The 22,474-nt window shown below is 49.3% G+C and carries 36 protein-coding genes; 24 read left to right on the top strand and 12 right to left on the bottom strand.

Annotated elements, in window-relative coordinates; all coding sequences use genetic code 11:
- The first annotated feature begins 23 nt into the window (after positions 1 to 23).
- Positions 24 to 218, top strand: a complete 195-nt coding sequence (gene bfd / locus A7Z06_RS20810) for a bacterioferritin-associated ferredoxin (protein WP_000289085.1) — start codon at positions 24 to 26, stop codon at positions 216 to 218.
- A gap of 72 nt (positions 219 to 290) precedes the next feature.
- On the top strand, positions 291 to 767 hold the full coding sequence (gene bfr / locus A7Z06_RS20805) for a bacterioferritin (RefSeq protein ID WP_000675504.1): 477 nt from the start codon (positions 291 to 293) through the stop codon (positions 765 to 767).
- A gap of 28 nt (positions 768 to 795) precedes the next feature.
- On the opposite strand, the gene A7Z06_RS20800 is transcribed toward bfr, so the two are convergent.
- Genes A7Z06_RS20800 through gspC form a run of 12 tightly spaced genes read right to left on the bottom strand, consistent with a single transcriptional unit; the run spans position 796 to position 11,438 of the window.
- Positions 796 to 1,473 (bottom strand): prepilin peptidase, encoded by a 678-nt coding sequence (locus A7Z06_RS20800; RefSeq protein WP_000178153.1) that lies wholly within the window; start codon positions 1,471 to 1,473, stop codon positions 796 to 798.
- Entirely contained in the window at positions 1,473 to 1,934 is a 462-nt protein-coding gene (locus A7Z06_RS20795) for a type II secretion system protein M (protein ID WP_000594195.1), read from the bottom strand. The genes A7Z06_RS20800 and A7Z06_RS20795 overlap by 1 nt, the downstream gene beginning before the upstream one ends.
- The gene (gene gspL, locus A7Z06_RS20790; RefSeq protein ID WP_105279567.1) at positions 1,931 to 3,094 is read right to left on the bottom strand and encodes a type II secretion system protein GspL; all 1,164 of its coding nucleotides are present in this window, start codon (positions 3,092 to 3,094) and stop codon (positions 1,931 to 1,933) included. Before gspL ends, A7Z06_RS20795 begins: the two co-directional genes overlap by 4 nt.
- A 14-nt stretch (positions 3,095 to 3,108) precedes the next feature.
- A complete protein-coding gene (gspK, locus tag A7Z06_RS20785; protein ID WP_001019676.1) occupies positions 3,109 to 4,092 on the bottom strand; it encodes a type II secretion system minor pseudopilin GspK in 984 nt (327 codons plus the stop codon).
- 1 nt (position 4,093) lies between these two features.
- Positions 4,094 to 4,672 (bottom strand): PulJ/GspJ family protein, encoded by a 579-nt coding sequence (locus tag A7Z06_RS20780; protein WP_000610630.1) that lies wholly within the window; start codon positions 4,670 to 4,672, stop codon positions 4,094 to 4,096.
- Positions 4,665 to 5,042 (bottom strand): type II secretion system minor pseudopilin GspI, encoded by a 378-nt coding sequence (gspI, locus tag A7Z06_RS20775; RefSeq protein WP_001041751.1) that lies wholly within the window; start codon positions 5,040 to 5,042, stop codon positions 4,665 to 4,667. Before gspI ends, A7Z06_RS20780 begins: the two co-directional genes overlap by 8 nt.
- On the bottom strand, positions 5,039 to 5,548 hold the full coding sequence (gene gspH / locus A7Z06_RS20770) for a type II secretion system minor pseudopilin GspH (protein ID WP_001076041.1): 510 nt from the start codon (positions 5,546 to 5,548) through the stop codon (positions 5,039 to 5,041). Before gspH ends, gspI begins: the two co-directional genes overlap by 4 nt.
- Before the next feature lie 7 nt (positions 5,549 to 5,555).
- Complete coding sequence (gene gspG, locus A7Z06_RS20765; protein ID WP_000543367.1) at positions 5,556 to 5,993, bottom strand: type II secretion system major pseudopilin GspG; 438 nt, start codon at positions 5,991 to 5,993, stop codon at positions 5,556 to 5,558.
- Between the two features lie 9 nt (positions 5,994 to 6,002).
- Positions 6,003 to 7,199, bottom strand: a complete 1,197-nt coding sequence (gene gspF, locus A7Z06_RS20760; RefSeq protein WP_001109574.1) for a type II secretion system inner membrane protein GspF — start codon at positions 7,197 to 7,199, stop codon at positions 6,003 to 6,005.
- Positions 7,196 to 8,677 (bottom strand): type II secretion system ATPase GspE, encoded by a 1,482-nt coding sequence (gene gspE, locus A7Z06_RS20755; protein ID WP_001219910.1) that lies wholly within the window; start codon positions 8,675 to 8,677, stop codon positions 7,196 to 7,198. Before gspE ends, gspF begins: the two co-directional genes overlap by 4 nt.
- 9 nt (positions 8,678 to 8,686) lie before the next feature.
- Positions 8,687 to 10,639: a type II secretion system secretin GspD gene (gspD, locus tag A7Z06_RS20750; protein WP_010346104.1), complete on the bottom strand. Its 1,953-nt coding sequence runs from the start codon at positions 10,637 to 10,639 to the stop codon at positions 8,687 to 8,689.
- Positions 10,623 to 11,438, bottom strand: coding sequence for a type II secretion system protein GspC (gene gspC, locus A7Z06_RS20745; protein ID WP_001142682.1), 816 nt, complete (start codon positions 11,436 to 11,438; stop codon positions 10,623 to 10,625). Before gspC ends, gspD begins: the two co-directional genes overlap by 17 nt.
- Before the next feature lie 180 nt (positions 11,439 to 11,618).
- Here gspC and A7Z06_RS20740 point away from each other — a divergent pair, with 180 nt between their 5' ends.
- The 22 genes from A7Z06_RS20740 to rpmD all read left to right on the top strand — a co-directional run bounded on the left by A7Z06_RS20740 (position 11,619) and on the right by rpmD (position 22,474).
- Positions 11,619 to 13,088 carry an ExeA family protein gene (locus A7Z06_RS20740; protein WP_105279566.1) on the top strand — a complete coding sequence of 490 codons (1,470 nt, stop codon included), beginning with the start codon at positions 11,619 to 11,621 and terminating at the stop codon, positions 13,086 to 13,088.
- Between the two features lies 1 nt (position 13,089).
- Positions 13,090 to 13,509: a protein secretion protein GspB gene (locus tag A7Z06_RS20735; RefSeq protein WP_000461436.1), complete on the top strand. Its 420-nt coding sequence runs from the start codon at positions 13,090 to 13,092 to the stop codon at positions 13,507 to 13,509.
- A gap of 237 nt (positions 13,510 to 13,746) precedes the next feature.
- The gene (rpsJ, locus tag A7Z06_RS20730) at positions 13,747 to 14,058 is read left to right on the top strand and encodes a 30S ribosomal protein S10 (protein ID WP_001181004.1); all 312 of its coding nucleotides are present in this window, start codon (positions 13,747 to 13,749) and stop codon (positions 14,056 to 14,058) included.
- Positions 14,059 to 14,090: 32 nt separating this feature from the next.
- Positions 14,091 to 14,720: a 50S ribosomal protein L3 gene (gene rplC, locus A7Z06_RS20725; protein WP_000579833.1), complete on the top strand. Its 630-nt coding sequence runs from the start codon at positions 14,091 to 14,093 to the stop codon at positions 14,718 to 14,720.
- Positions 14,721 to 14,730: 10 nt separating this feature from the next.
- Complete coding sequence (gene rplD / locus A7Z06_RS20720) at positions 14,731 to 15,336, top strand: 50S ribosomal protein L4 (RefSeq protein ID WP_000424395.1); 606 nt, start codon at positions 14,731 to 14,733, stop codon at positions 15,334 to 15,336.
- Entirely contained in the window at positions 15,333 to 15,635 is a 303-nt protein-coding gene (gene rplW, locus A7Z06_RS20715; RefSeq protein WP_000617544.1) for a 50S ribosomal protein L23, read from the top strand. The genes rplD and rplW overlap by 4 nt, the downstream gene beginning before the upstream one ends.
- Positions 15,636 to 15,652: 17 nt before the next feature.
- Complete coding sequence (rplB, locus tag A7Z06_RS20710) at positions 15,653 to 16,474, top strand: 50S ribosomal protein L2 (RefSeq protein ID WP_000301864.1); 822 nt, start codon at positions 15,653 to 15,655, stop codon at positions 16,472 to 16,474.
- A gap of 16 nt (positions 16,475 to 16,490) precedes the next feature.
- Positions 16,491 to 16,769, top strand: coding sequence for a 30S ribosomal protein S19 (rpsS, locus tag A7Z06_RS20705; RefSeq protein ID WP_001138117.1), 279 nt, complete (start codon positions 16,491 to 16,493; stop codon positions 16,767 to 16,769).
- Between the two features lie 14 nt (positions 16,770 to 16,783).
- Entirely contained in the window at positions 16,784 to 17,116 is a 333-nt protein-coding gene (rplV, locus tag A7Z06_RS20700) for a 50S ribosomal protein L22 (RefSeq protein WP_000447529.1), read from the top strand.
- Between the two features lie 17 nt (positions 17,117 to 17,133).
- Entirely contained in the window at positions 17,134 to 17,835 is a 702-nt protein-coding gene (gene rpsC / locus A7Z06_RS20695) for a 30S ribosomal protein S3 (RefSeq protein ID WP_000529945.1), read from the top strand.
- Positions 17,836 to 17,847: 12 nt separating this feature from the next.
- Complete coding sequence (gene rplP, locus A7Z06_RS20690) at positions 17,848 to 18,258, top strand: 50S ribosomal protein L16 (protein WP_000941212.1); 411 nt, start codon at positions 17,848 to 17,850, stop codon at positions 18,256 to 18,258.
- Positions 18,258 to 18,449 carry a 50S ribosomal protein L29 gene (rpmC, locus tag A7Z06_RS20685; RefSeq protein ID WP_000644741.1) on the top strand — a complete coding sequence of 64 codons (192 nt, stop codon included), beginning with the start codon at positions 18,258 to 18,260 and terminating at the stop codon, positions 18,447 to 18,449. The genes rplP and rpmC overlap by 1 nt, the downstream gene beginning before the upstream one ends.
- On the top strand, positions 18,449 to 18,703 hold the full coding sequence (gene rpsQ / locus A7Z06_RS20680) for a 30S ribosomal protein S17 (RefSeq protein ID WP_000130100.1): 255 nt from the start codon (positions 18,449 to 18,451) through the stop codon (positions 18,701 to 18,703). Before rpmC ends, rpsQ begins: the two co-directional genes overlap by 1 nt.
- Before the next feature lie 164 nt (positions 18,704 to 18,867).
- Positions 18,868 to 19,239 (top strand): 50S ribosomal protein L14, encoded by a 372-nt coding sequence (gene rplN / locus A7Z06_RS20675; protein ID WP_000613955.1) that lies wholly within the window; start codon positions 18,868 to 18,870, stop codon positions 19,237 to 19,239.
- A gap of 10 nt (positions 19,240 to 19,249) precedes the next feature.
- Complete coding sequence (rplX, locus tag A7Z06_RS20670; RefSeq protein WP_000729185.1) at positions 19,250 to 19,564, top strand: 50S ribosomal protein L24; 315 nt, start codon at positions 19,250 to 19,252, stop codon at positions 19,562 to 19,564.
- Positions 19,565 to 19,578: 14 nt separating this feature from the next.
- The gene (gene rplE / locus A7Z06_RS20665) at positions 19,579 to 20,118 is read left to right on the top strand and encodes a 50S ribosomal protein L5 (RefSeq protein ID WP_001096200.1); all 540 of its coding nucleotides are present in this window, start codon (positions 19,579 to 19,581) and stop codon (positions 20,116 to 20,118) included.
- Positions 20,119 to 20,132: 14 nt separating this feature from the next.
- Positions 20,133 to 20,438: a 30S ribosomal protein S14 gene (gene rpsN, locus A7Z06_RS20660; RefSeq protein ID WP_001118930.1), complete on the top strand. Its 306-nt coding sequence runs from the start codon at positions 20,133 to 20,135 to the stop codon at positions 20,436 to 20,438.
- Between the two features lie 33 nt (positions 20,439 to 20,471).
- Positions 20,472 to 20,864, top strand: a complete 393-nt coding sequence (rpsH, locus tag A7Z06_RS20655) for a 30S ribosomal protein S8 (protein ID WP_000062611.1) — start codon at positions 20,472 to 20,474, stop codon at positions 20,862 to 20,864.
- 12 nt (positions 20,865 to 20,876) lie between these two features.
- Positions 20,877 to 21,410, top strand: coding sequence for a 50S ribosomal protein L6 (gene rplF / locus A7Z06_RS20650; RefSeq protein WP_000091945.1), 534 nt, complete (start codon positions 20,877 to 20,879; stop codon positions 21,408 to 21,410).
- 9 nt (positions 21,411 to 21,419) lie between these two features.
- Positions 21,420 to 21,773 carry a 50S ribosomal protein L18 gene (gene rplR / locus A7Z06_RS20645; protein ID WP_000358960.1) on the top strand — a complete coding sequence of 118 codons (354 nt, stop codon included), beginning with the start codon at positions 21,420 to 21,422 and terminating at the stop codon, positions 21,771 to 21,773.
- Between the two features lie 14 nt (positions 21,774 to 21,787).
- Positions 21,788 to 22,291 (top strand): 30S ribosomal protein S5, encoded by a 504-nt coding sequence (rpsE, locus tag A7Z06_RS20640; RefSeq protein WP_000940122.1) that lies wholly within the window; start codon positions 21,788 to 21,790, stop codon positions 22,289 to 22,291.
- Positions 22,292 to 22,294: 3 nt separating this feature from the next.
- Entirely contained in the window at positions 22,295 to 22,474 is a 180-nt protein-coding gene (gene rpmD / locus A7Z06_RS20635; protein WP_001140433.1) for a 50S ribosomal protein L30, read from the top strand.

Raw genomic sequence — 22,474 nt, 5'->3', positions numbered from 1 at the left:
GAAGAAAGTATACGGGAGTCTCTATGTACGTTTGTCTTTGTAATGGTATCAGTGATAAAAAAATTCGTCAGGCTGTGCGCCAGTTTTCTCCCCACTCGTTCCAGCAATTAAAAAAATTTATTCCGGTTGGAAACCAGTGCGGTAAATGTGTCAGAGCCGCACGTGAGGTGATGGAGGATGAATTAATGCAGCTGCCGGAGTTTAAGGAGTCCGCATAAAACGGAGTGTGTTTTTTGACTTACTCGTAAGCCGTTCTACGCTTCAAAGAGTGGAAGCGAAGGAGTCAAAAAATGAAAGGTGATACTAAAGTTATAAATTATCTCAACAAACTGTTGGGAAATGAGCTTGTCGCAATCAATCAATACTTTCTCCATGCCCGGATGTTTAAAAACTGGGGGCTCAAACGTCTCAATGATGTGGAGTACCATGAATCCATTGATGAGATGAAACACGCCGATCGTTATATAGAGCGCATTCTTTTTCTGGAAGGTCTTCCAAATTTACAGGATCTGGGAAAACTAAACATTGGTGAAGATGTTGAGGAAATGCTGCGTTCTGATCTGGCACTTGAGCTGGATGGCGCGAAGAATTTACGCGAGGCAATTGGTTATGCCGATAGCGTTCATGATTACGTCAGCCGCGATATGATGATAGAAATTCTGCGTGATGAAGAAGGCCATATTGACTGGCTGGAAACGGAACTTGATTTGATTCAGAAAATGGGCCTGCAAAATTATTTGCAAGCACAGATTCGCGAAGAAGGCTAAGCCATGTCGGGAGGGACATTCCTCCCGGTTAATAAGAGATCCAGACCAGATACGTCAGGTTTATCATACTACCGAGCGCAAGCCACGGGCCGAATGCAATTGTGGTGATGGTCTGACGCTGCCACAGTTGTGATGCGATGGCGTAAAAAATGCCTCCCAGCGAGGCAATAAGTAATATCATTGGTAGCGTTTGCCAACCACACCACGCCCCTGCTGCGGCCAGTAGCTTGAAATCACCGTAACCTAATCCCTCTTTGTGGCATACAAACCACACCCCCCAGAAAACACACCACAGTACCCCATATCCAGCTACCGCGCCGTAAATCGCATCATGTAAATCAACTAATCCAGACTGCGCATTAAATAACAAGCCAAGCCAGAGCAGTGGCAAGGTGAGTTTGTCGGGCAGGAGCTGGGTACGAAAATCAATAACACTGAGCGTGAGTGCGAAGCAGAAGTAGAGAAAGAGTGCGCCAGTCACGATCGGCATGAAAGGTGCCAGGGCGCAGGCGATTGCCGCAACCACGCAAAGTGCCATAGGCAACGTGTCATGCCAGACATATTTTTTTTGCCTGAAATGAACCAAAACCTGGCGAAAAGTTAACGCCGTTTTATCCTCCAAAGGCGAGAGGTGATAGGCCACGGCATTCACCAGGTAACCAGCAATAAAGCCAGCCAGAATGAAGAGCGGCAGTAGCATTGTCATTATTGTTGCCCTCTGAAGGATAAATGCTTGAGGGTGATCTCTTCGTTTCCGGCAAGGGTAAATTGAAGATCCTCAATAACAATACCGTATGTTATCTGTGCCGTAGTCAGCCAGCGGGAGACGTTTTCGAGGGGGAATGTGGCAGGATGAATTGTCAGCGTATCGTCCGGGCCATTCTCTAGCGTAATAGCTAAATTCTCACGCTTTGCTTCCTCAAGAAGGATATTTTTGACCGGTTGCCTGAGCGTGGGATGGTCAAGTAATCCATGTGCACTCGCCTGGTCTTGCATCCATTTAATATCCTTTTTAATTTTTTGTATGCGGGATTGATGATCCGCAATGTAGTTATCGATAGGTTTTATTACCGCAAGCCAGCAGAAAACGCAGAGCGAGAGAATCGCCAGCCCTATAATAATTTGTTTTTCCGATGGGGATTTTTCAGTCCACCATAATTTAATCATTTCCCTGTGCTCCTTACTGTCCATACACCACTGACCGGATCTTTTTCTGTTTTTTCCATCGGAAGCCAGGACTGTGTTAACTCACAGAAACGATCAATATTGCCTTCGTTTTTCGAACTTATTTTCAAAATCAGTGATTTTTGCTTCTGACTGTAATTGGCTTCCATTAATTGCAGTTCAGGATGTTCCAGTAAGAGTGTTTGCAAATGATGGAGCAATGGCACCGCTTCAGGATATTGCTGGGCGAGTTGCTGCTTGAAGTAAAAACGAAAGTTGTGCGTTCGTTTGATCTGCGGGAAGTATTGTTGCCAGATTTCCTGCTGTTGTTGCTGAAGCTGGTCTTCAATCCCAAGCGTCTGCCAGAGAACGATTCCCCGACTACCAGCAAAAGAGAGAATGGCAAAAATGAGACTGCTTACTGCCAGCCTGGCGAGCCATTTTCCCGATCTGCTGACAGTTTTCTGTTTGCGAAAAACACCATGCAGCATGTCGTAGTGCTGGAGAGAATGATTGGCAGAATAAAAACGTAATGCTGGAGATTCTGCATGTTGGATAAGCGAATCGACCGGCACAATATCTGGAGCCGCTGTGCCAAAACAGATGACATTTTCAGGAGAAAACTGGGTGGCAAGATGCTGTAACCAGCGTTCATCAAGCTCGTTGAAGGCATGTGCAGCACTGCGAATCAGCCAGCTCGTTTGCTGGTTAACCAGAGTCCAGGAGCCTTCTTTCCAGGGAAGGTAACAACCATCTGGCAAAACCCGCGTCACGTTTAGTCCGGCAGTGTGTAAACGGTCAAGATAACGACTGAGTTTTTCCGACTGGATACCTATCACTTCCACTCGGTCATTTTGTTTATCAACAACCGTCCAGTGCCAGTTTTGGCTGGCGTCGGGTAACGTCTCCTCCGCCAGCCACTGTAATGTTTGCGCGGTGAGTTTGTATTTGGCGTTGGGCAACGTGAGTGAACGATATAAAAGACCTTCCGGTGGGATCAGAAGATGAACATTTCCTGCACCGGGCTGATCGGCCAGCGACTCCAGCGGAAGATCGTCTGTGAGCGTATGTACTGAAGATACGCTATCTGCGGAGTATGTCATCCACTCCCATTGCTTACGTAGCGTCGAGGAAGAACGTATTACCATCAACGATTCAGGCATCACGATCCTTATGATTAATAGAGTTGCAGCGTACGCCGATAGATTTGGGCGCTCTGCTGTTTACGGTTGAAGAAAATATGGCTCTGCCATCCCTGGGATTGCTCGTCGCTGATACTTTCCGTATTCAGCGTAAAATAGCGGCTATAGGGAAAGAGATGTTCTTTCACCTGAGAAACCAAGGGCTTCACGCCGGAGAAATCCTGCTGTGCCCAGTAGAGAAATGCATCTGTGGTTAACCAGCCTTCCTTTGGTCGCTTTTGTAATAAGACCTGTGCGTCCGCGTCCGTGATATTGTTGAGAAATAATGCTCTTAATAACGGGATATCATTCTCAGTTAACATATTAAGATTAATATTGAGTTCAGTGGTTGGGAGGACGCAGACATAAGGAATAATTCGCTGATAGGCGTTCTCGGTTATTCCTTTTATCTGACGGAGTTCACCAGTCAGAAAAAGCATCTGATTGGCGCTATGGCGAGGTGGCATCTGGCTTTGGTAAAAGTTGTCTTCTGCGCCGTGAAAGCGTGGCGAATCATCAGCGTCGATATAGTCGGCGATAGATTGCATGATCTCATCGGTGTTTGCGCGATCGATTCCCGCGTTGATCAGCAAAGCGCCGAAAACCTGCGCGGGGAAATCCGGGATTGCCAGTGGATCGTCGGAGACTTTTGCCAGGGCATTGAGATTGAAACAGTGCTGAGCATCGTGTAGCTGCCACTTCACCGTATTGCCATTGTCCAGCTGTATCTGTTGTGGCTGCGCCCAGTACTGCTGCAACGTGGTCTGTCTGTCGTTATCTTTAACATCCTGAGTGAGGCTGGCAAGAGCGAGTTTCTCCGCCAGTTCAATATCATATTGTCGTTGTAAGTGATGGTTTACCTGGCGAGTTCGCTGAAGCTGGTTGTGAAAACTCAGTGTCATATCCGCAGCCAGAGCGGACATGAGCGCCAGTAACATGAGTACGATGAGCAGCGCGACGCCACGTTGTTCAATATTCATGTTATTCGCCCCTGGCCTGGTTTTGCTGCGGAGACTCTTCTCTTGTTAATAGCTCCGGCAAAGCAAAACGACGCTGTAACGCGCCATACTGCGGGGTATTCAGATGAAGAGTGACGGAGAGGGGAAGCTCCTCGCTTTCCCCGCTGTTACTTTCCAGAAGGAAGCCTTCGACATTTTCCAGCATTGCCTGGGCGGGTTGATCCTTCATGCTATCGACAGAGGTACGAACCGCGCGGTAGAGCGTATGATTTCGTAGATACCAGTGAACTGTTTGTAAGGTTTGCGCTTCATTGAGAGGAGCCTGTGGATCGCGACTCTGAGTGGTGAAAATGGCCTCTTCACCCAAAACTATGATTTTGTCCGTTCCCCGATTCCGGCGAATGACAAGTTGCAGGAGATCGTTATCAAGAATGGTGATGGCGCGCTGAAGCTGATTGAACTGCTGGATTTCTTTCTGTGAGCGTTGATGCAACTCGGAAGCTTGCGAAAAAATCATAAACGCCAGCACGCTAAGCATTGAGAAAATCGCCAGCGCCGCCATGACTTCCAGCAATGTGAAACCCTGCTGGCGATTAATCATCTTGCGCCTGCCCGGATTTATTATCGATATTTTGATAACGCGTAAGAGAGGTTGTCTGACCGCTGGGTAATGTAACGGTTATGGTGCGTTCCAGAAGCGTACCATCTTTGCTTGAGTGGATATCGCTGCGCCAGTTCCACTCTTCGCCATTTATTATCTCTTTGCCAGAACTGGACGTGTTTTCCTCGTCGAATGTATCTTGCAACTGAAGTTGGTTATCCGCTATCCACAACGCCAGCGTCTCGTTACGCATCCGCTCGATGGCATTTCTTTGCCCTTGCATACTGCTCATTAAGGTCAAAGCAACTGTGGTGAAAATGCTCATCGCCAGTAAGACTTCAAGTAATGTCATCCCTGATTGTTTGTTCATGGCCGGGTATCTCTGGCAAGCGTTTGATCCAGTGGCCATGTCCCTGAGCATACCAGTGTCAGGAGTGGCTCACCGGTCTCCTGGTTAGCAATCAATATGGAGAATGGGGTGATTTGCCCATCGGCCAGAATCACCACCTGCGGTTGGCTGCTGTCATCCGATTTAAATGGCTGGGTGTGAATCGCAATTTCATCACTCCAGTGATTTTCGCTATCGTCATCCGCATCCTCTTTGAGCGGGATCCAGAGCCAACTTGACGAATTTCTGGTTGGTGCCATAAGACGCCAGCCTGAATCAGAGAAATGGATACCGACCGGCTGCCCGTGAAGCGTGGCGCGGTCGACGGCCAGTTCAAGCGCAGCGGTAAATTGCGCTGCTGTTTCGCGCGCACGGGTGCTGGCGGTATCTTCCCGACCATATGTGAAGAGCACCACGCTTGCCGTGATAGCGACCAGCGCCAGCACCAGCATCATTTCCAGCAGGGTAAACCCGCGTTGCTGATTCATCGCTGACTTATTTTTTCTTCTTGCTCAAACCCCAGTTGGTAATGTCGTCCTCGGTTCCCATTTCACCATCGGGCCCTGCTGAAAGCAGATCGTATGCACCATGTTCGCCAGGATTAACGAGGACATAATCATTGCCCCAGGGATCGGCAGGCAGACGCTTGATATAACCTTCCTTGTTATAGTTTGCGGCCAGCGGTGGCAGCGTCGGTGCTTCGACTAAGGATTCAAGCCCCTGATTTGTGGTTGGATAGCGATGATTGTCGAGCTTGTACATATCCAATGCATTTTCCAGCGCCACGATATCGCTGACGGCTTTTTGTTTATCCGCCTTTTCTTTATTGCCCATCAGGTTGGGAACCACCAGGCTGGCAAGTACGCCAATGATGACAATAACCACCATAATTTCCAGTAATGTAAAACCGCGTTGCTTATCCGTTGCGTGCATATATTTTCCTTAATTAATCATTGAGTTAAGTTGAAGAAGAGGTTGGAGTACCGAGACGACGATAAACAGGACGATCAGTGCCATCGTAATAATGAGTGCCGGTTCGAAGATGGAGAGCGTTAAGGCGATTCGGTTTTGTTGCAGCGTCTCCTGGTTATCCGCTGCCCTGACCATTAATGTGCCGAGCTGCCCGCTTTTTTCGCCAGAGGCCACCATGTAGAGCATCATTGGCGGGAAGATTGCGGTTTGCTCCAGCGAAAGATGAATGCTGTTACCCTGGCGAACGTTCTCTGCCGCATTTGCCAGGCGTTGGCGAATTTCGAGGTTGCTGAGGCTTTCGGTGGATAAATTCATCCCATCAAGCAGAGGGACTCCGCTGGATTGTAAAATACTTAAGGTGCGGAGATAGCGTGCACTGTTTATGGCGCAAATCAGTGGACCAATGAGCGCAACACGCAGCAGCATGGCATGAAAACGATGGCGGTTATTGCCGCGTTTTAACCAGAGCCAGAAACCTACAGCGACAATAAACACCGTCGCTAATAATGTCGGGCCGGTACGTTGCAACGTGTCGCTCAGACCTAAAAGAATGCGTGTACTCAGCGGCAGTTGCTGTTTCATATGCACGAACTGTTCGGTAATTTTGGGCACGACAGCAGTGAGGAGAATAATCACGACCACAATCGCCACCGTGGTGAGCATGCAGGGGTAGATCAGCGACTGAATGAGTTTGCTGCGGATTTTCTGCCGGTTTTCATTGTAATCAGCCAGTTTTTCCAACACCGGAGCCAGAAGCCCGCTCTTTTCGCCCGCTTTGACCAGGGTACGGTAGAGCGAATCGAAAAGCGTGGGAAAATGCTGTAATGCATCGGAAAGGGGATGCCCTTCAAGGATGGCGCTACGTACCTGATTTAACACGTCAGTCAGTCGTTTATTACTGCTTTGCTGACCGATTACGGCAAGGCTCTCTTCCAGGGGTAATGCCGCCGCGCTTAAGGTTGCCAACTGCCGGGTGAAAAGCGTCAGTTCACTATGGCTAATCCTCGGGCGACGCGTTTTTACTCCCGAACTTTTTTGGGGGCGAATATCCAGCAGGAAAAGCCCTTCTTCACGCAGCCGCAGCCGCGCCTGACGTTCATCGTTAGCATCAATGATCCCCTGCAATTTTTGACCATCCTGGGTCATGGCGCGATAGCGATAATTCATGCTTCACTCTCCAGCGTGACGCTGGCGACGCGCATCACTTCATCCCAGGAGGTGTCTCCACTTATCACTTTGTGCAGGCCATTTTTGATTAAGGCATTGTGTTGCTGCCGAACCAGTCGCTCCAGAGTTTGTTCATCCACATTTTCATGAACAGCAGCTCGTAATTCCGGTGTAATAACCATCATTTCGTGGATCGCCATGCGCCCCAGATAGCCGGATTGATGGCAGTGAGGACAGCCTACGGGAGTGCCAATCGTAGTAACAGTTAGCTGGTGATGTGTAAACATCTGCGCTTGTTGGGGGGATACTGGAGTGAATTGTCGGCATTGTGGACAAAGACGACGAACCAGCCGTTGCGCGATAATTCCTGCCAGGGAAGACGAAAGTAGAAATGATTCGACGCCCATGTCGCGGAGCCGGGTCACTGCGCCTGATGCGCTGTTAGTGTGGAGTGTTGAGAGCACCAGATGGCCGGTGAGCGAAGCCTGAACAGCAATCTGCGCGGTTTCTGTATCACGAATTTCCCCAACCATCACAACATCCGGATCCTGGCGAAGAATGGCGCGCAAGCCGCGAGCGAAAGACATATCCACTCGGGTATTCACCTGCGTTTGTCCTATGCCTTCCAGTTCATATTCCACGGGATCTTCTACCGTCAGAATATTGCGGCCAGGGGTATTAAGCGCCGAAAGAATGGCGTAGAGCGTGGTGCTTTTACCGGAACCTGTCGGCCCGGTCACCAGGATAATACCGTGCGGAAGCTGAATGAGATTTTCTAAATCCTGCTTATCCGCAGCCGTCATCCCCAGATTGTTCAATGAAAGCTGGAGGCTGTTTTTATCCAGCAGGCGGAGCACGGCGCGTTCACCATAGATGGACGGCAGTGTGGATACGCGGACATCTATGTTACGTCGCCCGATACGCAAACTGATTCTTCCATCCTGCGGAATACGTTTTTCGGCGATATCAAGCCGAGCCATGACCTTTATTCGGGAGATAAGCAACGCTGCCAGTTTTTTGTTTGGCTGTAAAATTGTCCGCAGAACGCCGTCAATGCGAAAACGGATCGACATTGTTTTTTCATAGGTTTCTATGTGGATGTCGGAGGCGGTTTCTTTAATAGCCTCACTTAAAATGGCGTTGATTAAACGGATAACCGGTGCGGCTGAATCTTCATTCAGTAGATCTTCATTCGCAGGCATTTCTTCTGAGAGGGAGAGGAGATCGACGGATTGATCAATATCCTGCGCAATCTGTTGCGACTCACCAGTGTTCTGATGGAATACCGCTTCCAGCCGTGCTTCAAAATCAGCCTGCGACAAGCGGGTCATGGTATGGCACTGACCAACCTGGCGCTGAATATCGAGTAACTGCTCGAATGGCGTACCGGCGAGATAAATAATCTCCCCCTCTGAATAGAGATAACCGACTCTTTGTGCCATTGCCCAACTGGCAGGGTATGGTGAGTGAATTCTCATGTGAATGCCTCACCGCGACGATGACACAGGGGGGGGGCTGTTGAACGTGTTTTCATCCAGCACCGGTAAATCTTCAGAGCCAACCAATGCTTTTGATTTCGCGTCTATTCGTTGTTGTTGCTCCTGACGGTAGCGGGTGTATTTATCTTTCGACAGTGAGCGATAAACATCATCGTCACGGATAATCGTCGGTCGGATAAATACCATCAGGTTGCGTTTGGCGCGCTCGGTCGAGGTATAGCGGAAGAGTTGCCCCACTAAAGGAATATCGCCAAGTAAAGGAACCTTTGACACTTGCTCTTTAGAAAAATCATCCAGCAATCCGCCCAGGACTACCGTTTCACCGGTTTTGACCAGCACGGCGTTTTGAATAGTTCGGGTGTTAAATGTCGGGCCGAGCGTCGAATTAGACGAAGAGTCAACGCTGGAAACCTCCTGCTCTATTTCGAGCAGTACCGCGTCGCCTTCATTGACCTGCGGAGTGACTTTGAGTTTTGTGCCCACCGTTTTGCGTTCGACGGTATTAAAGACGTTATCCCCAGAAGTGGTCTGGGAGCCGGATAGCACCGGCACATCCTGACCAACGTTGAAGGACGCGAGTTTATTATCCAGCGTTACGATGCTCGGGGTGGCGAGGATATCATTTTTATTGTTACTAGCCAGCGCAGTCAGCAATACGCCCCAGTCGCCATTGAAGAAGCCTGCGGCCATGCCATTGTAGGCGCTAAACATATCCCAGGCAGGATTCGCGCTGGTGATCCCGCCATTCTTTTTATAATCAGCCACACCTTGCGCAGCGTTAAATATCGGTAATCCTGTATTGGTAAATTGCTGTGCGCCAACGTTTTTGTTCGCCCATTGCACGCCGAGGTTAAGTCCATTTCCATCCTGAACTTCGACGATGATCGCCTCAACCAGCACCTGTGCACGACGAATATCCAGACGCGCAATTACCGTGGCGAGTTTTTCCTGGACGGACTGGTCAGCGGTAATGACCAACGAGTTGGTCTGTTCATCGGCGGTAATGGCAACATTATCCATCGCAGAAGAAGACGAAGGCTTACGCGCATTTCCTTTTTCATCTTTCAGCTTTTCGGAAACGCCGGTCAATACTTCGACCAGATTTGTGGCTTTAGCATATTTCAGGTAATAGACCCGGGTATTTCCTTCCTCGCTCTCTTCTACATCAAGTGTTTTCAGTAATGAGGTGATGCGCTGACGTGCTTTTTCCGGCCCGCTGATGATAAGAGAGTTGGTTCGCTTATCCGCCACAATCTTCGCGGAAAGGAGGGCAGGCATCTGGCTTTTACCGTGGCTTTCGCTGATTAATTGATTAAGAATCTCGGCGAGATCTTCCGCTGACGCGTATTCCAGATGAATAATTTGCTGCTTCTCTGTGCCGATGACATCAACGCGCTTTATCACTTCAATCAGTTTATTAATGGTGGAGGCACGACCGGTCAGAATGAGAACGTTGGAGGGTTCATAATGCACAACGTTACCGACGCTGCCGCCATCCATCATTTGACGCAGCAGGGGAGCCAGGTCACGAGCAGGAACGTTCTCAAGCGGTACGATTCGGGTGACCAACTCATCACCTATGCCTGGACGATAACTGTCAGCAATCATTCCTGGCGATGTTTTTACATTAGCTGAGCGCACCACTTTCAGAAAACCATTGTCCAGCGTGATCACGGAATAGCCGTAAAGATCAAGAATGCTCAAAAAGAACTGGTAGTACTCTTGCTGACTAAACGTATCATTGCTGCGTACGGAAATGGTTCCTTGAACCGAGGGATCAATCAGAATTGTTTTACCCAGATGCTGGCTTACAATTTCCACGAACTGACGGATATCAGCATTATTGAAATTGGCCCCGTATTGTTCGTTCTCAGTATGCCCGACGGAAGGCATAAGTAGCGCCGCCAACAGGCAACATGTGATTTTATTTAATCCCTTCATCACTCTGTCCATTCATTCCAGTAAGTTCCCTGACGGAAACATTTATCAAGCGGGGTACGCCGTTGCGACGAATTGTAAACTGAGCGCTCTGTTGGGTTAGCAGTAAACTTAATGCCTGGGAAACCTCATCAGGGAGGGTCAGTGAAAGATTGTTGATTCTAAGGGCGACATCGCCAGGTTGCAGTAAGCTGGTAGCAAATGCATCGCGCCCTTTACGCGGATTCAATCGAAGGCCAAATAATTGATCCCCGTCACGAATAGGCGTCGCGATAATAAAATCTGCGAGCACACTTTGAGTATCAGAGTCAGGTTGCTCGATAACGTCCGGTAATCCCGGATGAAGCGTGACTTTTTCGAACTGTCCGTGAGTTTCAAAAACCACGCTGGTTTTATTTATTTTTCGGATGAATGTTGCCGGTGCTGACTCCAGGGCATCGTTCAGGGCATATCGCTTTTGTTCTGCGCCTTCATTAACTAAAACATAAGATGTCTCATCATTAGACGTCAGAATGATACCACTGAGTACGACAGAAAGCTTTGGCGTTTCTTGTTGGGCAGAAATCAGATGCGTGTCTTTTATACCCGCGTTACTGCCATTACGCCATAAACCCGCAAGGTTGAAATCAGATTTAAATGCGCCACCTGGTTGGTTAATGATTTGTTCATTTTTGACCAGGTTTGTGTGGAAATAATTTATATTAAAAATAACCGCCACCACACTTATGGATATCATCAATATATAAATGACTGTGCGTCTATTATGAATTGCCAGATGGAAGGAGAAAGGTAGGGTTGGCACGATATATATTCTAATAAAATAAATTGGGTGGGTTGTATATTGACGTTACTATAAATAGTATTAATGCTGGTTGAATGAATCAAGCGAAATTTATTTATATTCAGTTAACGCATTAATATCAATAAATGCATTCGTTATTTTTATGATTAAGGATAATCGATTATTAATACAGGAAGTATTATGTCTACAAGAAGAGAAGTTATCCTTGCCTGGCTTCGTGAGGAGAATCGATCCTGGCGGATATGCTATCTGTCGGGCGAGGCCGGAAGTGGAAAATCCTGGTTAGCGAAGCAATTGCAAAATGATACCCATCGTCGAGTGATTACTTTAAGCCTTGCCGTGTCCTGGCAAGGTAAAGCTGCATGGGTTGTTATTGACGATAACGCAAATAAAGAAGGAAGCCGCGATCTCGCCTGGAGGCGAGATGAGATGGGCGTGGAATTACTGCGGACGTTCCAGCAAGTGGAAAGCCGTAATCCTCTTATTATTGTTGAAAATGCTCATCTGAATCACCGCTGTGTTCTCGATGATATCCAACGCGCGAGGAGCCTTATTCCCGATTGTCAGTTTTTGCTCGTTGGCAGATCAAATCGAAAAGTTGAACGTTACGTTGAAGCCAGAGGCATTGAAATAATTACGTCAGGAGCACTGACAGAACACGAACTTCGACAAAGTATCCTTGAAGGACACCACATCGACCAGCCCGATGCCCTGTTAACGAGTAAGGTACTGAAGCGGATCGCTGCACTTTGCAGAGGCGATCGCAGAAGGCTGGCGCAGGCAGGCGAAACAATTTGCTTATTACAACAAAGCGAGCAGACCAGCGCATTCACGGCAAAACAATGGCGAACAATTTACCGGGCATTGGGTGATAAGCGGAGCCGGAAAATGTGTTGGGCTGGGGGGATGAGTGGAACCGTAATTGCTCTTGTCGGTGGTTGGCTGATGCTGTCCTCGTTTATATCTCCCTTACCGATTCCTTCGTGGTTGATGCCAGTAGCGCCATCAATAAAAGAAGAGATGACACAGGATATTTTCCGTACAGTGATGCGCGATAGTGATGCGCTAAGCGTGTTATATGGTGTGTGGGGGTACGATGTTCCGGCCGATTCAGCCTGGTGCGACCACGCTATTAGAGCAGGCCTGACTTGTAAAAGTGGTAAGGCGTCACTTCAGGCGTTAATAGATCAGAACCTGCCCTGGATAGCGTCGCTTAATGTCGCAAATAAAAAATTGCCCGTCGTCGTCATTCGGGTCGGCGATGACTCTATAGATGTACTTATAGGGCAGCAGACCTGGACGCTAACGCGTAAATGGTTTGAGACGGTGTGGGCGGGTGATTATCTCCTGCTATTGAAAATGTCTCCGGAAGGTGAAAGCACAATTACGCGCGACAGTAGCGAGGAAGAGATTCTTTGGCTGGAAACAATGTTGAATCGTGCTCTCCATATTTCGACTGAACCCTCGACAGAATGGCGACCGCTGCTGGTAGAAAAAATTAAGCAATTTCAGAAGATTAATCACTTAAAAGCTGACGGCGTTGTTGGCTCTTCAACATTGGTGCATCTCTGGCAGGTGGCAGGGGAGAGCGCGTATCTATATCGGGATGAAGCCAATATTTCCCCGGACGAAACAGGGAAGGGAAAATAAGATGTTTGAATTCTATTTTGCCGCACATCAGCAGCGAGAAAGTGGTCAGCGAGTAACTGTCCAGCTACAACAACATGGCAAAACGAAGTATGCCATTTGGGCGCTGGTGACAAGCCTTTGGTTCGCAGGAATGGTGTTGGCTGGGGGGTATGCCCAGCAGTTATGGGCGATATGGATAGTTAAAACGGAAAATTCAGTAGAAGAAGCACCACCTTATAAACAATCAACACAACATTATTTCTTCAAAAAACAGCCATTGCCTGTCGTCGTCGAACCTGCCGAGGATGACGCGGACGAAGATGCCACGATAGAAAATGAGGCGTCGTCTTCAGAGGATGAAGGCACAGCTACAGGAGAAAGCGAGGAAAAAGCCGGTTTAAGAGAGCGAGTGAAAAATGCACTCAATGAGTTACAGCAATAATCTGCCCGTTGTTTACTTTACTAGCAATACGCTTGCGTTCGATGGTTAAGTATGTATAATGCGCGGGCTTGTCGTAGTTGACAGCAGGTTCAATCTGAACCTCAGTTAGCCGAATTTGGCTACCTAACAATGCTCCCAATCGGGGAGCTACGTAAGAACGGTTACACTCTCCCATCAATCGTAATGGGTCTGAGGAGTAATCATTTTCGTTTATAAAATAATTGGAGCTCTGGTCTCATGCAGAACCAAAGAATCCGTATCCGCCTGAAAGCGTTTGATCATCGTCTGATCGATCAAGCAACCGCGGAAATCGTCGAGACTGCCAAGCGCACTGGTGCGCAGGTCCGTGGTCCGATCCCGCTGCCGACACGCAAAGAGCGCTTCACTGTTCTGATCTCTCCGCACGTCAACAAAGACGCGCGCGATCAGTACGAAATCCGTACTCACTTGCGTCTGGTTGACATCGTTGAGCCAACCGAGAAAACCGTTGATGCTCTGATGCGTCTGGATCTGGCTGCCGGTGTAGACGTGCAGATCAGCCTGGGTTAATCAGGTCATTGAGCGATTGAGAGGTTGAAACAATGATTGGTTTAGTCGGTAAAAAAGTGGGTATGACCCGTATCTTCACAGAAGACGGCGTTTCTATCCCAGTAACCGTAATCGAAGTTGAAGCAAACCGCGTTACTCAGGTTAAAGACCTGGCTAACGATGGCTACCGTGCTATTCAGGTAACCACCGGTGCTAAAAAAGCTAACCGTGTGACCAAGCCTGAAGCTGGCCACTTCGCTAAAGCTGGCGTAGAAGCTGGCCGTGGTCTGTGGGAATTCCGCCTGGCTGAAGGCGAAGAGTTCACTGTAGGTCAGAGCATTAGCGTTGAACTGTTTGCTGACGTTAAAAAAGTTGACGTAACTGGCACCTCTAAAGGTAAAGGTTTCGCAGGTACCGTTAAGCGCTGGAACTTCCGTACCCAGGACGCTACTCACGGTAACTCCTTGTCTCACCGCGTTCCGGGTTCTATCGGTCAGAACCAGACTCCGGGCAAAGTGTTCAAAGGCAAGAAAATGGCAGGTCAGATGGGTAACGAACGTGTAACCGTTCAGAGCCTTGACGTAGTACGCGTTGACGCTGAGCGCAACCTGCTGCTGGTTAAAGGTGCTGTCCCGGGTGCAACCGGTAGCGACCTGATCGTTAAACCAGCTGTGAAGGCGTAAGGAGATAGCAATGGAATTAGTATTGAAAGACGCGCAGAGCGCGCTGACTGTTTCCGAAACTACCTTCGGTCGTGATTTCAACGAAGCGCTGGTTCACCAGGTTGTTGTTGCTTATGCAGCTGGTGCTCGTCAGGGTACTCGTGCTCAGAAGACTCGTGCTGAAGTAACTGGTTCCGGTAAAAAACCGTGGCGCCAGAAAGGCACCGGCCGTGCGCGTTCTGGTTCTATCAAGAGCCCGATTTGGCGTTCTGGTGGCGTGACCTTCGCTGCTCGTCCGCAGGACCACAGTCAAAAAGTTAACAAGAAGATGTACCGCGGCGCGCTGAAAAGCATCCTGTCCGAACTGGTACGTCAGGATCGTCTGATCGTTGTCGAGAAGTTCTCTGTAGAAGCGCCGAAAACTAAGCTGCTGGCACAGAAACTGAAAGACATGGCTCTGGAAGATGTGCTGATCATCACCGGTGAGCTGGACGAAAACCTGTTCCTGGCTGCGCGCAACCTGCACAAGGTTGACGTACGCGATGCAACTGGTATCGACCCGGTTAGCCTGATCGCCTTCGACAAAGTCGTAATGACTGCTGATGCTGTTAAGCAAGTTGAGGAGATGCTGGCATGATTCGTGAAGAACGTCTGCTGAAGGTGCTGCGTGCACCGCACGTTTCTGAAAAAGCGTCTACTGCGATGGAAAAATCCAACACCATCGTACTCAAAGTTGCTAAAGACGCGACCAAAGCAGAAATCAAAGCTGCTGTGCAGAAACTGTTTGAAGTCGAAGTCGAAGTCGTTAACACCCTGGTCGTTAAAGGGAAAGTTAAACGTCACGGACAGCGTATCGGTCGTCGTAGCGACTGGAAAAAAGCTTACGTCACCCTGAAAGAAGGCCAGAATCTGGACTTCGTTGGCGGCGCTGAGTAAGTCGGAGGAGTAATACAATGGCAGTTGTTAAATGTAAACCGACATCTCCGGGTCGTCGCCACGTTGTTAAAGTGGTTAACCCTGAGCTGCACAAGGGCAAACCTTTTGCTCCGTTGCTGGAAAAAAACAGCAAATCCGGTGGTCGTAACAACAATGGCCGTATCACCACTCGTCATATCGGTGGTGGCCACAAGCAGGCTTACCGTATTGTTGACTTCAAACGCAACAAAGACGGTATCCCGGCAGTTGTTGAACGTCTTGAGTACGATCCGAACCGTTCCGCGAACATCGCGCTGGTTCTGTACAAAGACGGTGAACGCCGTTACATCCTGGCCCCTAAAGGCCTGAAAGCTGGCGACCAGATTCAGTCTGGCGTTGATGCTGCAATCAAACCAGGTAACACCCTGCCGATGCGCAACATCCCGGTTGGTTCTACTGTTCATAACGTAGAAATGAAACCAGGTAAAGGCGGTCAGCTGGCACGTTCCGCTGGTACTTACGTTCAGATCGTTGCTCGTGATGGTGCTTATGTCACCCTGCGTCTGCGTTCTGGTGAAATGCGTAAAGTAGAAGCAGACTGCCGTGCAACTCTGGGCGAAGTTGGCAATGCTGAGCATATGCTGCGCGTTCTGGGTAAAGCAGGTGCTGCACGCTGGCGTGGTGTTCGTCCGACCGTTCGCGGTACCGCGATGAACCCGGTAGACCACCCACATGGTGGTGGTGAAGGTCGTAACTTTGGTAAGCACCCGGTAACTCCGTGGGGCGTTCAGACCAAAGGTAAGAAGACCCGCAGCAACAAGCGTACTGATAAATTCATCGTACGTCGCCGTAGCAAATAATTTTAGAGGATAAGCCATGCCACGTTCTCTCAAGAAAGGTCCTTTTATTGACCTGCACTTGCTGAAGAAGGTAGAGAAAGCGGTGGAAAGCGGAGACAAGAAGCCCCTGCGCACTTGGTCCCGTCGTTCAACGATCTTTCCTAACATGATCGGTTTGACCATCGCTGTCCATAATGGTCGTCAGCACGTTCCGGTATTTGTAACCGACGAAATGGTCGGTCACAAACTGGGTGAATTCGCACCGACTCGTACTTATCGCGGCCACGCTGCTGATAAAAAAGCGAAGAAGAAATAAGGTAGGAGGAAGAGATGGAAACTATCGCTAAACATCGCCATGCTCGTTCTTCTGCTCAGAAGGTTCGCCTTGTTGCTGACCTGATTCGCGGTAAGAAAGTGTCGCAGGCTCTGGATATTTTGACCTACACCAACAAGAAAGCGGCTGTACTGGTCAAGAAAGTTCTGGAATCTGCCATTGCTAACGCTGAACACAACGATGGCGCTGACATTGACGATCTGAAAGTTACGAAAATTTTCGTAGACGAAGGCCCGAGCATGAAGCGCATTATGCCGCGTGCAAAAGGTCGTGCAGATCGCATCCTGAAGCGCACCAGCCACATCACTGTGGTTGTGTCCGATCGCTGAGACTCTGGAGACTAGCAATGGGTCAGAAAGTACATCCTAATGGTATTCGCCTGGGTATTGTAAAACCATGGAACTCTACCTGGTTTGCGAACACCAAAGAATTCGCTGACAACCTGGACAGCGATTTTAAAGTACGTCAGTACCTGACTAAGGAACTGGCTAAAGCGTCCGTATCTCGTATCGTTATCGAGCGTCCGGCTAAGAGCATCCGTGTAACCATTCACACTGCTCGCCCGGGTATCGTTATCGGTAAAAAAGGTGAAGACGTAGAAAAACTGCGTAAGGTCGTAGCGGACATCGCTGGCGTTCCTGCACAGATCAACATCGCCGAAGTTCGTAAGCCTGAACTGGACGCAAAACTGGTTGCTGACAGCATCACTTCTCAGCTGGAACGTCGCGTTATGTTCCGTCGTGCTATGAAGCGTGCTGTACAGAACGCAATGCGTCTGGGCGCTAAAGGTATTAAAGTTGAAGTTAGCGGCCGTCTGGGCGGCGCGGAAATCGCACGTACCGAATGGTACCGCGAAGGTCGCGTACCGCTGCACACTCTGCGTGCTGACATCGACTACAACACCTCTGAAGCGCACACCACTTACGGTGTAATCGGCGTTAAAGTGTGGATCTTCAAAGGCGAGATCCTGGGTGGTATGGCTGCTGTTGAACAACCGGAAAAACCGGCTGCTCAGCCTAAAAAGCAGCAGCGTAAAGGCCGTAAATAAGGAGCGTCGCTGATGTTACAACCAAAGCGTACAAAATTCCGTAAAATGCACAAAGGCCGTAACCGCGGTCTGGCGCAGGGTACGGATGTTAGCTTCGGCAGCTTCGGTCTGAAAGCTGTTGGCCGTGGTCGTCTGACTGCCCGTCAGATCGAAGCAGCACGTCGTGCTATGACCCGTGCAGTTAAGCGTCAAGGTAAGATCTGGATCCGTGTGTTCCCGGACAAACCGATCACTGAAAAGCCGCTGGCAGTGCGTATGGGTAAAGGTAAAGGTAACGTGGAGTATTGGGTTGCCTTGATTCAGCCGGGTAAAGTCCTGTATGAAATGGACGGTGTTCCGGAAGAGCTGGCCCGTGAAGCATTCAAGCTGGCAGCAGCGAAACTGCCGATTAAAACCACCTTTGTAACTAAGACGGTGATGTAATGAAAGCAAAAGAGCTGCGTGAGAAGAGCGTTGAAGAGCTGAACACCGAGCTGCTGAACCTGCTGCGTGAGCAGTTCAACCTGCGTATGCAGGCTGCAAGTGGCCAGCTGCAACAGTCTCACCTGTTGAAGCAAGTGCGTCGCGATGTCGCACGCGTTAAGACTTTACTGAACGAGAAGGCGGGTGCGTAATGACCGATAAAATCCGTACTCTGCAAGGTCGCGTTGTTAGCGACAAAATGGAGAAATCCATTGTTGTTGCTATCGAACGTTTTGTGAAACACCCGATCTACGGTAAATTCATCAAGCGTACGACCAAACTGCACGTACATGACGAGAACAACGAATGCGGTATCGGTGACGTGGTTGAAATCCGCGAATGCCGTCCGCTGTCCAAGACTAAATCCTGGACGCTGGTTCGCGTTGTAGAGAAAGCGGTTCTGTAATACAGTACACTCTCTCGATACGAATAAACGGCTCAGAAATGAGCCGTTTATTTTTTCTACCCATATCCTTGAAGCGGTGTTATAATGCCGCGCCCTCGATATGGGGATTTTTAACGACCTGATTTTCGGGTCTCAGTAGTAGTTGACATTAGCGGAGCACTAAAATGATCCAAGAACAGACTATGCTGAACGTCGCCGACAACTCCGGTGCACGTCGCGTAATGTGTATCAAGGTTCTGGGTGGCTCGCACCGTCGCTACGCAGGCGTAGGCGACATCATCAAGATCACCATCAAAGAAGCAATTCCGCGTGGTAAGGTCAAAAAAGGTGATGTGCTGAAGGCGGTAGTGGTGCGCACCAAGAAGGGTGTTCGTCGCCCGGACGGTTCTGTCATTCGCTTCGATGGTAATGCTTGTGTTCTTCTGAACAACAACAGCGAGCAGCCTATCGGTACGCGTATTTTTGGGCCGGTAACTCGTGAGCTTCGTAGTGAGAAGTTCATGAAAATTATCTCTCTGGCACCAGAAGTACTCTAAGGAGCGAATCATGGCAGCGAAAATCCGTCGTGATGACGAAGTTATCGTGTTAACCGGTAAAGATAAAGGTAAACGCGGTAAAGTTAAGAATGTCCTGTCTTCCGGCAAGGTCATTGTTGAAGGTATCAACCTGGTTAAGAAACATCAGAAGCCGGTTCCGGCCCTGAACCAACCGGGTGGCATCGTTGAAAAAGAAGCCGCTATTCAGGTTTCCAACGTAGCAATCTTCAATGCGGCAACCGGCAAGGCTGACCGTGTAGGCTTTAGATTCGAAGACGGTAAAAAAGTCCGTTTCTTCAAGTCTAACAGCGAAACTATCAAGTAATTTGGAGTAGTACGATGGCGAAACTGCATGATTACTACAAAGACGAAGTAGTTAAAAAACTCATGACTGAGTTTAACTACAATTCTGTCATGCAAGTCCCTCGGGTCGAGAAGATCACCCTGAACATGGGTGTTGGTGAAGCGATCGCTGACAAAAAACTGCTGGATAACGCAGCAGCAGACCTGGCAGCAATCTCCGGTCAAAAACCGCTGATCACCAAAGCACGCAAATCTGTTGCAGGCTTCAAAATCCGTCAGGGCTATCCGATCGGCTGTAAAGTAACTCTGCGTGGCGAACGCATGTGGGAGTTCTTTGAGCGCCTGATCACTATTGCTGTACCTCGTATCCGTGACTTCCGTGGCCTGTCCGCTAAGTCTTTCGACGGTCGTGGTAACTACAGCATGGGTGTCCGTGAGCAGATCATCTTCCCAGAAATCGACTACGATAAAGTCGACCGCGTTCGTGGTTTGGATATTACCATTACCACTACTGCGAAATCTGACGAAGAAGGCCGCGCTCTGCTGGCTGCCTTTGACTTCCCGTTCCGCAAGTAAGGTAGGGTTACTAAATGGCTAAGCAATCAATGAAAGCACGCGAAGTAAAACGCGTAGCTTTAGCTGATAAATACTTCGCGAAACGCGCTGAACTGAAAGCGATCATCTCTGATGTGAACGCTTCCGACGAAGATCGTTGGAACGCTGTTCTCAAGCTGCAGACTCTGCCGCGTGATTCCAGCCCGTCTCGTCAGCGTAACCGCTGCCGTCAAACAGGTCGTCCGCATGGTTTCCTGCGGAAGTTCGGGTTGAGCCGTATTAAGGTCCGTGAAGCCGCTATGCGCGGTGAAATCCCGGGTCTGAAAAAGGCTAGCTGGTAATTGTCACCAATTGAATCACGGGAGTAAAGACAGATGAGCATGCAAGATCCGATCGCGGATATGCTGACCCGTATCCGTAACGGTCAGGCCGCGAACAAAGCTGCGGTCACCATGCCTTCCTCCAAGCTGAAAGTGGCAATCGCCAACGTGCTGAAGGAAGAAGGTTTTATTGAAGATTTTAAAGTTGAAGGCGACACCAAGCCTGAACTGGAACTGACTCTTAAGTATTTCCAGGGCAAAGCTGTTGTAGAAAGCATTCAGCGTGTCAGCCGCCCAGGTCTGCGCATCTATAAACGTAAAGATGAGCTGCCGAAAGTTATGGCGGGTCTGGGTATCGCAGTTGTTTCTACCTCTAAAGGTGTTATGACTGATCGTGCAGCGCGCCAGGCTGGTCTTGGTGGCGAAATTATCTGCTACGTAGCCTAATCGGAGGAAAAAATGTCTCGTGTTGCTAAAGCACCGGTCGTTGTTCCTGCCGGCGTTGACGTAAAAATCAACGGTCAGGTTATTACGATCAAAGGTAAAAACGGCGAGCTGACTCGTACTCTCAACGATGCTGTTGAAGTTAAACATGCAGATAATACCCTGACCTTCGGTCCGCGTGATGGTTACGCAGACGGTTGGGCTCAGGCTGGTACCGCGCGTGCCCTGCTGAACTCAATGGTTATCGGTGTTACCGAAGGCTTCACTAAGAAGCTGCAGCTGGTTGGTGTAGGTTACCGTGCAGCGGTTAAAGGCAATGTGATTAACCTGTCTCTGGGTTTCTCTCATCCTGTTGACCATCAGCTGCCTGCGGGTATCACTGCTGAATGTCCGACTCAGACTGAAATCGTGCTGAAAGGCGCTGATAAGCAGGTGATCGGCCAGGTTGCAGCGGATCTGCGCGCCTACCGTCGTCCTGAGCCTTACAAAGGCAAGGGTGTTCGTTACGCCGACGAAGTCGTGCGTACCAAAGAGGCTAAGAAGAAGTAAGGTAACACTATGGATAAGAAATCTGCTCGTATCCGTCGTGCGACCCGCGCACGCCGCAAGCTCCAGGAGCTGGGCGCAACTCGCCTGGTGGTACATCGTACCCCGCGTCACATTTACGCACAGGTAATTGCACCGAACGGTTCTGAAGTTCTGGTAGCTGCTTCTACTGTAGAAAAAGCTATCGCTGAACAACTGAAGTACACCGGTAACAAAGACGCGGCTGCAGCTGTGGGTAAAGCTGTCGCTGAACGCGCTCTGGAAAAAGGCATCAAAGATGTATCCTTTGACCGTTCCGGGTTCCAATATCATGGTCGTGTCCAGGCACTGGCAGATGCTGCCCGTGAAGCTGGCCTTCAGTTCTAAGGTAGAGGTGTAAGATGGCTCACATCGAAAAACAAGCTGGCGAACTGCAGGAAAAGCTGATCGCGGTAAACCGCGTATCTAAAACCGTTAAAGGTGGTCGTATTTTCTCCTTCACAGCTCTGACTGTAGTTGGCGATGGTAACGGTCGCGTTGGTTTTGGTTACGGTAAAGCGCGTGAAGTTCCAGCAGCGATCCAGAAAGCGATGGAAAAAGCCCGTCGCAATATGATTAATGTCGCGCTGAATAACGGCACTCTGCAACACCCTGTTAAAGGTGTTCACACGGGTTCTCGCGTATTCATGCAGCCGGCTTCCGAAGGTACCGGTATCATCGCCGGTGGTGCAATGCGCGCCGTTCTGGAAGTCGCTGGGGTTCATAACGTTCTGGCTAAAGCATATGGTTCCACCAACCCGATCAACGTGGTTCGTGCAACTATTGACGGCCTGGAAAATATGAGTTCTCCAGAAATGGTCGCTGCCAAGCGTGGTAAATCCGTTGAAGAAATTCTGGGGAAATAAACCATGGCAAAGACTATTAAAATTACTCAAACCCGCAGTGCAATCGGTCGTCTGCCGAAACACAAGGCAACGCTGCTTGGCCTGGGTCTGCGTCGTATTGGTCACACCGTAGAGCGCGAGGATACTCCTGCTATTCGCGGTATGATCAACGCGGTTTCCTTCATGGTTAAAGTTGAGGAGTAA

The sequence above is a fragment of the Escherichia sp. MOD1-EC6819 genome, assembly GCF_002965765.1.
GTDB lineage: Bacteria > Pseudomonadota > Gammaproteobacteria > Enterobacterales > Enterobacteriaceae > Escherichia > Escherichia ruysiae.
This window is presented reverse-complemented; position numbering and strand designations above follow the sequence as displayed.

Coding starts and splice junctions, on each gene's coding strand:
- bfd (WP_000289085.1), top strand. CDS start 24: ATGTACGTTTGTCTTTGTAATGGTATCAGTGATAAAAAAATTCGTCAG.
- bfr (WP_000675504.1), top strand. CDS start 291: ATGAAAGGTGATACTAAAGTTATAAATTATCTCAACAAACTGTTGGGA.
- A7Z06_RS20800 (WP_000178153.1), bottom strand. CDS start 1,473: ATGACAATGCTACTGCCGCTCTTCATTCTGGCTGGCTTTATTGCTGGT.
- A7Z06_RS20795 (WP_000594195.1), bottom strand. CDS start 1,934: ATGATTAAATTATGGTGGACTGAAAAATCCCCATCGGAAAAACAAATT.
- gspL (WP_105279567.1), bottom strand. CDS start 3,094: ATGCCTGAATCGTTGATGGTAATACGTTCTTCCTCGACGCTACGTAAG.
- gspK (WP_001019676.1), bottom strand. CDS start 4,092: ATGAATATTGAACAACGTGGCGTCGCGCTGCTCATCGTACTCATGTTA.
- A7Z06_RS20780 (WP_000610630.1), bottom strand. CDS start 4,672: ATGATTAATCGCCAGCAGGGTTTCACATTGCTGGAAGTCATGGCGGCG.
- gspI (WP_001041751.1), bottom strand. CDS start 5,042: ATGAACAAACAATCAGGGATGACATTACTTGAAGTCTTACTGGCGATG.
- gspH (WP_001076041.1), bottom strand. CDS start 5,548: ATGAATCAGCAACGCGGGTTTACCCTGCTGGAAATGATGCTGGTGCTG.
- gspG (WP_000543367.1), bottom strand. CDS start 5,993: ATGCACGCAACGGATAAGCAACGCGGTTTTACATTACTGGAAATTATG.
- gspF (WP_001109574.1), bottom strand. CDS start 7,199: ATGAATTATCGCTATCGCGCCATGACCCAGGATGGTCAAAAATTGCAG.
- gspE (WP_001219910.1), bottom strand. CDS start 8,677: ATGAGAATTCACTCACCATACCCTGCCAGTTGGGCAATGGCACAAAGA.
- gspD (WP_010346104.1), bottom strand. CDS start 10,639: ATGAAGGGATTAAATAAAATCACATGTTGCCTGTTGGCGGCGCTACTT.
- A7Z06_RS20740 (WP_105279566.1), top strand. CDS start 11,619: ATGTCTACAAGAAGAGAAGTTATCCTTGCCTGGCTTCGTGAGGAGAAT.
- A7Z06_RS20735 (WP_000461436.1), top strand. CDS start 13,090: ATGTTTGAATTCTATTTTGCCGCACATCAGCAGCGAGAAAGTGGTCAG.
- rpsJ (WP_001181004.1), top strand. CDS start 13,747: ATGCAGAACCAAAGAATCCGTATCCGCCTGAAAGCGTTTGATCATCGT.
- rplC (WP_000579833.1), top strand. CDS start 14,091: ATGATTGGTTTAGTCGGTAAAAAAGTGGGTATGACCCGTATCTTCACA.
- rplD (WP_000424395.1), top strand. CDS start 14,731: ATGGAATTAGTATTGAAAGACGCGCAGAGCGCGCTGACTGTTTCCGAA.
- rplW (WP_000617544.1), top strand. CDS start 15,333: ATGATTCGTGAAGAACGTCTGCTGAAGGTGCTGCGTGCACCGCACGTT.
- rplB (WP_000301864.1), top strand. CDS start 15,653: ATGGCAGTTGTTAAATGTAAACCGACATCTCCGGGTCGTCGCCACGTT.
- rpsS (WP_001138117.1), top strand. CDS start 16,491: ATGCCACGTTCTCTCAAGAAAGGTCCTTTTATTGACCTGCACTTGCTG.
- rplV (WP_000447529.1), top strand. CDS start 16,784: ATGGAAACTATCGCTAAACATCGCCATGCTCGTTCTTCTGCTCAGAAG.
- rpsC (WP_000529945.1), top strand. CDS start 17,134: ATGGGTCAGAAAGTACATCCTAATGGTATTCGCCTGGGTATTGTAAAA.
- rplP (WP_000941212.1), top strand. CDS start 17,848: ATGTTACAACCAAAGCGTACAAAATTCCGTAAAATGCACAAAGGCCGT.
- rpmC (WP_000644741.1), top strand. CDS start 18,258: ATGAAAGCAAAAGAGCTGCGTGAGAAGAGCGTTGAAGAGCTGAACACC.
- rpsQ (WP_000130100.1), top strand. CDS start 18,449: ATGACCGATAAAATCCGTACTCTGCAAGGTCGCGTTGTTAGCGACAAA.
- rplN (WP_000613955.1), top strand. CDS start 18,868: ATGATCCAAGAACAGACTATGCTGAACGTCGCCGACAACTCCGGTGCA.
- rplX (WP_000729185.1), top strand. CDS start 19,250: ATGGCAGCGAAAATCCGTCGTGATGACGAAGTTATCGTGTTAACCGGT.
- rplE (WP_001096200.1), top strand. CDS start 19,579: ATGGCGAAACTGCATGATTACTACAAAGACGAAGTAGTTAAAAAACTC.
- rpsN (WP_001118930.1), top strand. CDS start 20,133: ATGGCTAAGCAATCAATGAAAGCACGCGAAGTAAAACGCGTAGCTTTA.
- rpsH (WP_000062611.1), top strand. CDS start 20,472: ATGAGCATGCAAGATCCGATCGCGGATATGCTGACCCGTATCCGTAAC.
- rplF (WP_000091945.1), top strand. CDS start 20,877: ATGTCTCGTGTTGCTAAAGCACCGGTCGTTGTTCCTGCCGGCGTTGAC.
- rplR (WP_000358960.1), top strand. CDS start 21,420: ATGGATAAGAAATCTGCTCGTATCCGTCGTGCGACCCGCGCACGCCGC.
- rpsE (WP_000940122.1), top strand. CDS start 21,788: ATGGCTCACATCGAAAAACAAGCTGGCGAACTGCAGGAAAAGCTGATC.
- rpmD (WP_001140433.1), top strand. CDS start 22,295: ATGGCAAAGACTATTAAAATTACTCAAACCCGCAGTGCAATCGGTCGT.